Raw genomic sequence first — 10,008 nt, 5'->3', positions numbered from 1 at the left:
AAGGCTGCCTCCAGCTCCTCGCGGCCTTCGGTGAAGTGGGCCCAGCTGTCGTGGTGGACGGGGACGACGCGACGGGCGTCAAGAATCCGGGTGGCCTCGGCGGCCTGGGCGCTGTCCAGGACGATGAGGTTGCCGTCGAAGAGCATGGGGAAGCGGGGTGCTCCGGCGAACAGGAGGGCGGTGTCGATCGGGGCGAAGCGGTCGGCGATCTCCCTGACCGCGTCGAGCGAGGCGTTGTCGCCGCTGACGTAGACCGTCGGCAGGCCCTCGCCCGTCAGGACGAACCCGACGACCTGGCCGGCGAAGGGCTCGATCTCCTCACGTGCTCCGGGCCCGTGGATGGCAGGGACTCCGGTCACAGTGATGGTGCCGCCGCCCGGGCGCTCCAGCTCGGTCGACTCCCAGTCGGCCAGGCCCTTGGCCTTCGCCTCGAGGCGCTCGCCTCCGCCGGGTGTGGTGAGGGTGAGGGGGACGTCGGCGAGCAGGGCGCGGCCGGAGGTGTCGAGGTTGTCGGCGTGCTCGTCGTGGGAGAGCAGGACCACGTCGATGGGGCCGAGGTCGGCAGGGGTAGTGGTGGAGGGGGCCGTCTTGGTCAGGGTCGGGCCACCGGGCGAGGTGTAGTCGCCGGGGCCGTCGAAGGTCGGGTCGGTCAGGAAGCGCAGGCCGCCGTACTCGAACAGGGCGGTCGGACCGCCGAACGTGCGGACCGGGAACTGGTTGGCGTTGAGCTGGGACATCACATCTCCGTTTCTCACGAAAAAAAGCTGCGGTTAGCGTGATTCCAGGCTAGGCAGGTGTCACGGAAAAACGCAAGCGCTACCATGAGAGGTATGGACGACACCCTGGCCGCCGACGTGGCACCGACCGCTCTGCCCCCGGCACCGGGTGCCGACCGGTACCGCTCCCTGGGCTTCGCCGACACCGCCGCCACCCTGCCCGCCGGCCAGAGCTACGACCTGCTCGCCGCCCCGGAATCCGCCATGCGCTGGCTCGCCGCCCACGACCTCACCACCCCAGACGTGCAGCTGTACGAGGTGTGCGCACAGCGGATGAGCACGCTGCGCGCACACATCCGCGCCCTGTTCGCCGCCCGCGTCGACACCACCACGCCGCCCGAGAAGTCCCTGCGCGCCGTGAACGAGGCCCTCACGGCCGTGCCCACCGCCCCCCTCCTCGCCTGGGACGGGGCCCGGGGGCTGCGCCGCATCCAGGCGCACCCCACCGACCAGGCCGTCAGCCACGCACTGGCGACCCTCGCCGCCGACGCCGCCGACCTGCTCACCGGCCCCGACGCCGACATCCTCGCTTCCTGCGGATCAGCCCCGTGTGACCGGTTCCTCCTGCGCACCCACGGCCGGCGCCACTGGTGCTCCACACGCTGCGGCGACCGTGCCCGCGCCGCCCGCGCCTACGCCCGGCGCAGCGGCGCCTCTGACTGACGTACACCCCCCAGGGCCCTCCTGCGGACCGCCCCGCGGCCGCACGAACAACACCTCAGCAGGCTGCTTCCGGTTGCCGACCGACACGTGGGCACTCGCCGGTCAGCCGACTCTGACCCTCAGTGACGGGAACGGCGATGGGCTCGCCAACTACGTTCGACCACACACTCGTCACGTGCGGGATTCCTCCGGTCGTACGCCGACTGTCAGCAGCCGTCACACTCCCTTGCCCAGGTGGCAGCCCAGACGGGCCCAGACGGGTACGCCACGTTTCCCTTGACCGTCCTCGCTACCTGCCGCCGTCAGATCGCGGACAGGAGGTGCTTCTGCACGCGGCTCGCTCGGATCAGCACACCGGGCATGCCGGGGCAGTGAAGGGACGACCGCGACCACCCCCAGCTTCTCCCGGACGCGATCGGCAACCCCCGCCGCGAGCAGCCGACACCGACTGGAGGCGGCGGACAGGGCCCGCCACGAGGAGCAGCAGGCGCGGGTACGGCAGGCGGCCCAGGAGCAGGACGCGGAGAAGGCCGTCGAAGCAGGGAGAGGCGGCCCAGCGCGGAGTTCGCCGACCCGCCTGCACCAGCTGCGGGACGAAGTTCACCGACGAACGGCGGGAAGCCGTCGAAGAGACGGGCTGGAGCCGCCCCGTCGACGCCCACCGAACACTGTGCGGCACCCGCAAACACACGCCGTCGCCGCCGACAACCGTATGCCGGCTCCACGGGAGCCCGCCCGACTGCTCTCCCTGCCAGGAATGCGGACGGGCGGGCGGCTTGTCGGCGTCATGCCGGGTCCGGCGGCCAGCGGTCCTCTTGCAGGACCGCGAAAAACGTATCGGGGAGTGGGAGCGGCGCGGGTCCGTCGGCACCATGTGTTGCTTCCGACCTCGCGGACCGGGCTGTGCATCACCCGTCCGGTGAGGCCCTGACCGCGTGACTTGTGCTTCGGGGTGGGGCCGGACCGGCGTCACGGGTAGGTAGGCGGTCAGCTGATGCGGTTGTAGATCGCCGTTCCGGGACAGGCGGTGACGCCGGAGCGGGTGGCGCAGCCGGTGTACTGGCTGGAGCCGTTCCACCAGACCCAGCCGCCGATGGTGCGGCCGTTGAGCCAGGTGTACTGGCCGTTGTAGTTGGCGTCGTACGTGCGCAGGCTCCAGTGCACGTGGGCGCCGGTCGCGGAACCGCCTGCACAGGTGTCGGTGCCGATGGTCCCGAGCAGCGCGCTGCGGGCGATTGCTGTTCCGTTGTAATAGGTGCTGTTCGACATGTGGTAATAGTCCGTCGAGAAGCCGCCGGGGTGGATGACTCTGGTCCAGCCGCCCCCGGCGCCACACATCGAGGTGGCTGTTCCCTCGCGGGAGGAACGGACCCGGCCGCTGGCGTTACCTCCGGCGAAGTCGAGACTGCTCCAGTAGCCGGTCGAGCCGCTGTGGGAGTGTGCCCCACCGGTGAGGGTCATGTAGTAGTCAGGCATCCATGGCAGGAGCAACCCGTCGGTGTTGGCGCTGGTTCCCAGGGACTGTGCCTGCTTCTGCGGGGTCGTCTCGCGTTGAGCGTACGCTGTCATGATTCGCCGTTCCGTCTTGCCGACCAGCGGGGACTTGGCCACGTGGTCGGCGAATTCGCGGTCGCCTTCAAGGCCTGAGACCCATCGCCCGTCCTTACGGTGAGCGATGTAGAGCCAGCCTTCCGGGTCGCCGTGGTGGGTGTGGGGCGCCTCGACGTACGCGACTCCGCGAGCCCAGTCGGCGGAGACGGTGCGGACATCGACGACGACCTTGCGGCCCTGTTCGGCGAGTTTGCTGACGGCGGCTCCAGGGGCGAGTCCCTTGGCGTCGTGGGACCGGGAGAGAACGTCCTCGGAGACCACGTCTATCAGTGCTTGTCGACCGGCGCCCAGATGTTCGGCGACCGACGGTGGCATCTTCACGCTGACGTGGGGTGACGGCGACTGGGTGGATCTTGCTGGCACTCCGGTAGGGGCCGCGGCCGAGTCCTGGTAGGCCTCGGCCACGGGTGCGGTGGCGAGCAGGCCGATGGCCATGATGGCGGCCAACGTGGTCCTCGCGGAGAGTCTGGAGAGCACGGGGTGTCCCTTCTGGGCAAGAGGCCTGGCGTCCCGGCGGAGGCCGGACCATGGTGGATCGCCACCACGGTGGACGCAATGCGGGATCGAATGGCATGTCCACATCAAGATCTATGCGCGTAGTTTAACGCGAGTGTGCACCGTCCGGACATAGCAAGTCGCAACTTGATAAGGAAAGTTGTCGCCCGGCCCACGGCGCGCTGCGCTCCGCTGGAGATACATCTGGCGGTCCGCTGGCGCCTGTCTCGGCATGGGCACCGTTGTGGGGCTATGGCAGGGGGTTCCGTGAGGCAGTGGGGCCAGACAACCGAGTCGAGTAGACCGTGGATGAGGGCATCGCCTGGATGGTGAAAGCCTGGCCAAGTGCCGCGGGTGGCTCTGAGCTTCGGGCAGACGGCGACGGCATTGTCTTTCGTGGGCAGTCGAGCCTCTGAAGACGGACGGACAGCCTTGGACATGGGCGGCGTACAGATTCTGTTCGCTCCTGCCGAAGCGTCGCTGCCGAAAAGGTGCCGACGGACCGTGGGTCGAGGTTCGTGTGGCACAGGACCGTGTCACCGGCGTCGGCGATGCGCCGCCCGTAGACGCCCCGTCGTTGCCCTCGTGGCGTCGCGGTCACCACTTCAGGGTGACGGGTGCAACGTCGCGCTCGTCCCTGCCTCGCATCGCGGCTGGGCACACTGATAGAACCCCGTCATGACATATCGATTCACTGCCCGCGCCGCCAGGACTGAGGTCGACCCTGACGGCTACTTCACCGAAGCCGCTCTTGCCGAGGGTGAGGATGGAAGCGGCTTCATCCTGATGTTCATGGCGGGAGAAAAGGAGCCCGATGACCAGGAGGTCGCCCTCGGGATGGACACACACTGCCTGGTCACGGCCGGGCAGGGCACCGCATACGGCTGTGTGCGGGAAGCTGTCTTGACGGACGACGTCCTCCGCATCTCGCTCGCCCCCGAAGCACTGGAAGACCTGCGGCTGACCGACCGCGAGATCGAGGCCGTCATCGAAGCGCCGGCCGAAGACATCGGGCAGTTCCGGAAAGTCCTCGCTCAGGTACTCGGATACGGGCGTACGGACGCAGTGCCTATCCGTGTAGGCATCTGACCGGCCACACGGGTGTCCGTTTTGTTCGCGCCAGCGCTATCGGGCGGCGCCACCGGGTGGGAAAGCCCCTGAAGCCGCAGCGCCATCTGTGCGGAGTACGTGAGCGTCGGCGCCCCGCTATGCGGACCGGCCGACCGTGTCGCCGAGATGACCTCCGGCTACGAGCATCGTGCCGGAGGCCGAGGTGTGTCCGCACGAGATGGAAGCCGCGTTGCCATGTCACCGGCCAGGCCGGGGTGATGCCCTCCACCTGCTCACAACATGACTCCGACCGTGCCCCGGCCGAAGACTGAACCGGCAGCCCCTCCGCGCGTCGGCGCTCGTTCAGCAGGCCGAGCGCCAACGCCAGAACCAGTACGTGCCTGAGCAGCAGGTCGGCGGCCGGCTCTCGCGACTGTGCACCTGACCCGGGCAATGCTTCCCACCAGCGGCGCGTAACCCCCGATTAGCCCGCGCTTGTCGGTGGCAGCTGGAAAGCTGGGACACATGGACAGGGATGACGAGTTGCCGCGGGGCCGGGTCTACGGGCAGGACCATGATCACTCCAGGCCGGGGGCGGTGCCAGGCCGGGACTACGCCGATCTGGTCGGCGGGCCGCTGGACGGGATGCTGCTCGACATCACCGGCTGGACGGCGCAGGAGCTCCAGACCGGCGCCGCGTTGATGACCGAGGCCGGACAGTACGGCGTCGGCGGCCGCGCCCTGTACGCTCCGCGCCCCGGTGAACGTAACCGGTGGGACTGGTCCGGAGATACCCCATGAGGCGCTACCACGCGCCTCTGCCCTTCTGCTGAGCGTTGCGTGAACTTATCCCGGCCAGCGCCAGGCTCCGGCGGCAGCGACCCGTGCTCACGGAGGGTTTCTCGAAGTAGTGCTCGACGCGGGCTTGGGCCTGCCCATGGGCCTTGCTGTGGATTTGCTCTCAGTCGGGCAGTTCCTCGCCGGGGCGGCGGCGGTGCGGCGTCCTTAGCCCTGTGCCCGGGTAGCGGCCATCGGCGACCGCCACCGTGTTGCCGATGGCGGCCTTCGCGGCGGACTCAGCCCGGGCTGAGAGTCGTCGGGATCGCCCGGCAGAGGCTTGCCGACCACCGGGACAAGGCGGGTGCCGGCGTCGATCACCACCTGATGGCTGGTGGAGTAGCGATAGTTCTTCGACTGCTCGGTGAAGCATTCCCTTGATCGTGGACACCTGGAGACTGGGACCTGAGGTTCCGAAGGAAGTAGTGCCAGGTGGGAAGCAAGTAGACGAAGCGGTACACCGCAGAGTTCAAGCGGGACGCGATCGCGCTCGTCGACTCCTCTGGTAAGCCGGTCACCGCGGTCGCCCGGGAACTCGGCATCAGCTCGGAGTCCTTGCGCGGCTGGTACCGCCGGGCCAAAGCCGACCGGGGCGAGGGCACCCCGGGCGAGCTGACCAGCGCCGAGCGCGACGAACCGCGCCGGCTGCGCAAGGCGAACCGCGAGCAGCAGCGGGTGATCGAGATGCTGAAAAAAGCGACCTTGGATTCAACCGGTGACCGCGTTGTGCCGGTTGATCCACGCGGAGAAGGTGAACTATCCGGTCGTGCTGCTGTGCCGGACGCTGCACGTGACCCGCTCCTCCTACTACGCCTGGCGCGAGGGCGAGGCCGCTCGCCAGGCTCGCCAGGCGGCCGACGATGCGCTCGCGCACGAGATCACCGCGCTGCACATCGCTTCCCGCAAGACCTACGGGGGCCCGCGCATCCACGCCGAGCGGCGGCGTCTGGGACGGCGAGTGAACCGCAAGCGCATCGCCCGCGCCCTGCGCGAGCACGACATCCGCGGCGTCACCCGCCGCGAGCGGCGCTCGTTGACCCGGCCGGATGCGAAGGGGAAGCCGGCCCCGGACCTGATCGGCCGCGACTTCCACGCCGAGCGTCCCAAGAGACCTTGGGTTCTGACAGTCCTCGCAACACCCGCGATATGTGGGAGTTGCGAGGACCGTGGCCGTTGAAGGTGATGATCTTGCGGGATTGAGGGAGTGTTTCCTTGCAGGGCTGGATGCCAAAGGAAATGTGACCGTGGTGGCGCGTGAGCTGGGGGTGAACCGGAACACCGCTTCGGCTGGGCCCGCAAGGCCGGACGGACATCGGTGCGCCTGCCTCGGCGGCACCCCGGGCGCGACGAGTACCAGGACCGGCGTCTCCTCGTCGTCCATGAACTTGCGCCAGGGGTGCCCCCCGATCCGGCCCGTCACCGGCCTGCATCGGGCTGGGGCCGGGCCGCTTGCGTTCGACGTTCGACAGTAGCCCGAGCAGGTAGGCACGGGCCGCGGCCCGCGGCTCAACTCGCCCGAAGCGGCCCGCGATCCGGGCCATGACCTGGTCGAACATCGTCCGCCAGGGAGCAGGGTCTACGCTATGGCCCGCGGCCACCGCACGATCTTCAGGAGTCCACACAACCCCCGATGATCACGCGGCGGCTGCACCCGTTCCCAGCCGGGTCCGCGACAAGATCGCGAAACCAGACTGGAGTACTAATCCGGGACGCACTTGTGGCACAACTTCTGGGACGGTCCTGACCTGGGCAGTGTCGATCGACGTCGGCACCGTTCGGACGGCGTCCCAGTTTCAAGGAGGTGGGACGGCCTGGCCGGCTGCCTACATAGCCGCCTGTTTTTCGGCGGAAGCTACGGCGACTCCCGGTGGGCGAAGCTACCGCCGTCCGAACGAGACCGTTGTCCGCTGAGGGTCCGCGCCCAGGGCTCGTCGACGTCGGCCAGGCCGAGGGTCAGCGTGACATTTTCGAGCATACCGGCGCCGAACCAGTGCCGGACCGCAGCGTCGTCGTGGTTCAGGAGCTCACTGACGAGTTCGACCTGCCTGGCATAGCACGTGCGCAACGCCTCCGCCACGAGCGGCTCGTCGGCTGCGCAACTGGCCTGCATGAGAAACCGCATGACGTCCCGGTCCTCGATCAGGGTGCTGTAGGCGGACCGGATCGCACGCATCACCGCCTCCGGCTGCCGGTGCGGCCCGGCCTCATCGGCGCCGGCTTCGGCGCCGGTCAGAGCATCCGAGATCAGCTCGGACACGTGGAGGATGGCACCGGCGAACAACGTCTCCTTGCTGGCGAACAGGCGGTAGACGTAGGGCTGAGAGATTTCGGCCCGTTCGGCGATCTCACCAGTGGTCGTGCCGTAGTAACCCTTGCGCGCAAAGCAGGCCACGGCAGCGTCCAGCACGACTCGACGGCGTTGATCGCTCTTCACTCTGGAGCCAGGGGCGGGCATGTCTCCCAGTCTCTCACTGCGGAGTGGAACAGGGTGCGACGGGGCAAGACGGGTGGGTGACCCGTCTCACCCCGTCGAACCGGGATCAACGCTCCGAGGGCCACGACACGTCTTGGCCGCTGGCCGCCTCGTCGGGGGTCATGGCCTCGATGACCACGAGAGGATTCCAGTAGTCGACGAACTGCTCGACCAGGCCCGCCTCGTCGAGGCGGATCACCGTGATGACTGTCTGCTCGTACGGCTTGCCGGTGCTGAGGGCGATTCCCTCCGAGCGGTATTCGGCGACCGCGGTCCGGGGGTTGGCCGTCTCGATGAACTTCACGTCGACGAACTTCACGTCGAAGGTCTGCGGGAAGCCGCGCATGTGGGCGATCAGCGCCTCGCGTCCCTGCACCAGGGTAGGCACACCGGCGGGGGCGAAGGGGAACTCGACCGTGCCGTCCGCGGCGTACAGCTCGATCCACTCGTCGATCTGGCCGGACGACACCAGCCGAAGGTGCTCTGCCAGGGCGTGCTGTGCGGGGGTGAGCTCGCGGGTCGGGTTGACGCTCATGAATACTCCTCTGTTAGTGGTTGAACAATAACAAACGTGCCGGAGAGACCTCCGAGGAGCAAGGGTGAGGGCCGTCACGGCCCAGCCAGGACAGACGTCAGTAGTCCGACAGAAGGCCCTCATGCCCCACCGTGCTGCACCTCCGGCCGAGACCGGCCGCCTGCTCCTGGCCCGCTGCGTCGTCGACGACGGGTGGCCGCTTCGGCGGGCCGCCGAACGCTTCCAGGTATCACCGGCCACTGCCAAACGGTGGGCCGACCGCTACCGCCAGGCGGGCGAGGCCGGGATGACCGACCGCTCCTCCCGCCCGCACCACAGCCCGCGGCGGACCCCGACCCGCACCGAGCGGCGGATCATCGAGATCCGCGTCCTGCGCCGGTGGGCACCAGCCCGCATCGCCTACCTCCTCGGGCTGAACCCGGCCACCGTGCACCGCGTCCTGACCCGCTACCGGCTCGCCGGCCTGACCAACCTGGACCGGGCCGCCGGCCGGGTCATCCGCCGCTACGAACACACCGCCCCCGGCGACCTGGTCCACGTCGACGTCAAGAAACCCGGGAACATCCCCGACGGCGGCGGCCACAAAGTCCTCGGCCGGCAAGCAGGCCGCAAGAACCGCGCGAAGGCCGGCATGAGCTTCCTGCACAACGCGGTCGACGACCACTCCCGCCTCGCCTACAGCGAGATCCTCGCCCACGAGAAGAAGGAAACCGCCGTCGGATTCTGGCAGCGCGCGCACGCCTACTTCACCTCATGCGGGATCACCGTCCAGCGGGTCCTGACCGACAACGGCTCCTGCTACACGTCACATCTGTGCCGCAACTCCCTTGCGGCACAGGGCGTCTCACACAAGCCCACGCGCCCCTACCGGCCCCAGGCGAACGGCAAGGTCGAGCGGTCGAGCGGTTCAACAGGACCCTGCTCGACGAATGGGCCTACGCCAGGCCCTACCGCACCGAGGCCGAACGACGCGACGCCTACCCGCAGTGGCTCCACACCTACAGTCACCACCGCGGACACAATCGCGCTCAAGGGCCAACCACCAGCCAGCCGCGTCCCCAACCTCACGGGTCAGTACACCTGACGCGCCCACTCACACCCGCCGGCATGGGCCTGGGCCCGGAAGCCGAGCTCGACGACGGCCAGAGCCACCGTAGCGGACCCCGTGTATACGGGCACCTCCATGCCAACCTGCGGACTTCGGGACTGGCACCCAACGACAGCAGCCTGGTCACCTCGTGACAGCCATGAGCGCGACGGCCAGGCAGCGTGACCAGGAACAAGCGTGACCATCATGGCTGACACATCTGATGCCAACCGCCCCCATGCGCAATGCCTCTCAGGGCTATTCTCCGGGGTCTCTGAATACTGGGGTGCCACGCTCTTTCCTGGCCTTCTTCGGTGAGAGCTTCTCCCATTCCCGTCCCATCGCCGAAGCGATCGAAAGGTATCCGCGGGCTCATGATCCGGAATCTAAGGGCTGTCCCGCAAGTCGGGGCTTCTTCCCAGGGACTGGGCCTCAGTTGATATCCCCGGGCCTGTGACCGCGTGCTGTGGCAGCCTGCCGT

The 10,008-nt window shown here is 68.5% G+C and carries 8 protein-coding genes and 4 pseudogenes; 6 read left to right on the top strand and 6 right to left on the bottom strand.

Going from position 1 to position 10,008, the window contains the following annotated elements; translation table 11 throughout:
* A partial coding sequence (locus tag ABZ154_RS34090; protein ID WP_356838267.1) for an MBL fold metallo-hydrolase occupies positions 1 to 737 on the bottom strand: 737 nt, incomplete at its 3' end.
* 93 nt (positions 738 to 830) lie between these two features.
* Between ABZ154_RS34090 and ABZ154_RS34085 the strand changes: the two genes are divergently transcribed.
* A complete protein-coding gene (locus tag ABZ154_RS34085; RefSeq protein WP_356838266.1) occupies positions 831 to 1,439 on the top strand; it encodes an ABATE domain-containing protein in 609 nt (202 codons plus the stop codon).
* 987 nt (positions 1,440 to 2,426) lie between these two features.
* On the opposite strand, the gene ABZ154_RS34080 is transcribed toward ABZ154_RS34085, so the two are convergent.
* Positions 2,427 to 3,527 carry a M23 family metallopeptidase gene (locus ABZ154_RS34080; protein ID WP_356838264.1) on the bottom strand — a complete coding sequence of 367 codons (1,101 nt, stop codon included), beginning with the start codon at positions 3,525 to 3,527 and terminating at the stop codon, positions 2,427 to 2,429.
* A gap of 696 nt (positions 3,528 to 4,223) precedes the next feature.
* Between ABZ154_RS34080 and ABZ154_RS34075 the strand changes: the two genes are divergently transcribed.
* Positions 4,224 to 4,634, top strand: coding sequence for an Imm10 family immunity protein (locus ABZ154_RS34075; protein WP_356838263.1), 411 nt, complete (start codon positions 4,224 to 4,226; stop codon positions 4,632 to 4,634).
* Between the two features lie 181 nt (positions 4,635 to 4,815).
* On the opposite strand, the pseudogene ABZ154_RS34070 reads toward ABZ154_RS34075, so the two are convergent.
* Positions 4,816 to 4,962 (bottom strand): annotated as a pseudogene (locus ABZ154_RS34070) (helicase); the annotation flags it as partial.
* A 158-nt stretch (positions 4,963 to 5,120) separates the two neighbouring features.
* Here ABZ154_RS34070 and ABZ154_RS34065 point away from each other — a divergent pair.
* Complete coding sequence (locus ABZ154_RS34065; protein WP_356838261.1) at positions 5,121 to 5,396, top strand: hypothetical protein; 276 nt, start codon at positions 5,121 to 5,123, stop codon at positions 5,394 to 5,396.
* A gap of 97 nt (positions 5,397 to 5,493) precedes the next feature.
* Here the strand turns inward: ABZ154_RS34065 and ABZ154_RS34060 are convergent.
* Positions 5,494 to 5,795, bottom strand: a pseudogene (locus ABZ154_RS34060) (transposase family protein); the annotation flags it as partial.
* A gap of 99 nt (positions 5,796 to 5,894) precedes the next feature.
* Between ABZ154_RS34060 and ABZ154_RS34055 the strand changes: the two are divergent.
* Both ABZ154_RS34055 and ABZ154_RS34050 read left to right on the top strand, forming a co-directional pair.
* A pseudogene (locus ABZ154_RS34055) lies at positions 5,895 to 6,080 on the top strand (transposase); the annotation flags it as partial.
* Positions 6,081 to 6,147: 67 nt separating this feature from the next.
* Complete coding sequence (locus ABZ154_RS34050; protein WP_356838260.1) at positions 6,148 to 6,609, top strand: IS3 family transposase; 462 nt, start codon at positions 6,148 to 6,150, stop codon at positions 6,607 to 6,609.
* Between the two features lie 675 nt (positions 6,610 to 7,284).
* Here ABZ154_RS34050 and ABZ154_RS34045 read toward each other — a convergent pair.
* Positions 7,285 to 7,839, bottom strand: a complete 555-nt coding sequence (locus tag ABZ154_RS34045) for a helix-turn-helix domain-containing protein (RefSeq protein WP_356838258.1) — start codon at positions 7,837 to 7,839, stop codon at positions 7,285 to 7,287.
* A gap of 133 nt (positions 7,840 to 7,972) precedes the next feature.
* Positions 7,973 to 8,440, bottom strand: coding sequence for a nuclear transport factor 2 family protein (locus ABZ154_RS34040; protein ID WP_017568687.1), 468 nt, complete (start codon positions 8,438 to 8,440; stop codon positions 7,973 to 7,975).
* Between the two features lie 121 nt (positions 8,441 to 8,561).
* On the opposite strand from ABZ154_RS34040, the pseudogene ABZ154_RS34035 reads away from it, so the two are divergent.
* Positions 8,562 to 9,524, top strand: a pseudogene (locus tag ABZ154_RS34035) (IS481 family transposase).
* The last annotated feature ends 484 nt before the right edge of the window (positions 9,525 to 10,008 follow it).

It is taken from the genome of Streptomyces sp. NPDC006261, from assembly GCF_040613515.1.
Lineage (GTDB): Bacteria > Actinomycetota > Actinomycetes > Streptomycetales > Streptomycetaceae > Streptomyces.
This window is presented reverse-complemented; position numbering and strand designations above follow the sequence as displayed.

Coding starts and splice junctions, on each gene's coding strand:
- ABZ154_RS34085 (WP_356838266.1), top strand. CDS start 831: ATGGACGACACCCTGGCCGCCGACGTGGCACCGACCGCTCTGCCCCCG.
- ABZ154_RS34075 (WP_356838263.1), top strand. CDS start 4,224: ATGACATATCGATTCACTGCCCGCGCCGCCAGGACTGAGGTCGACCCT.
- ABZ154_RS34065 (WP_356838261.1), top strand. CDS start 5,121: ATGGACAGGGATGACGAGTTGCCGCGGGGCCGGGTCTACGGGCAGGAC.
- ABZ154_RS34040 (WP_017568687.1), bottom strand. CDS start 8,440: ATGAGCGTCAACCCGACCCGCGAGCTCACCCCCGCACAGCACGCCCTG.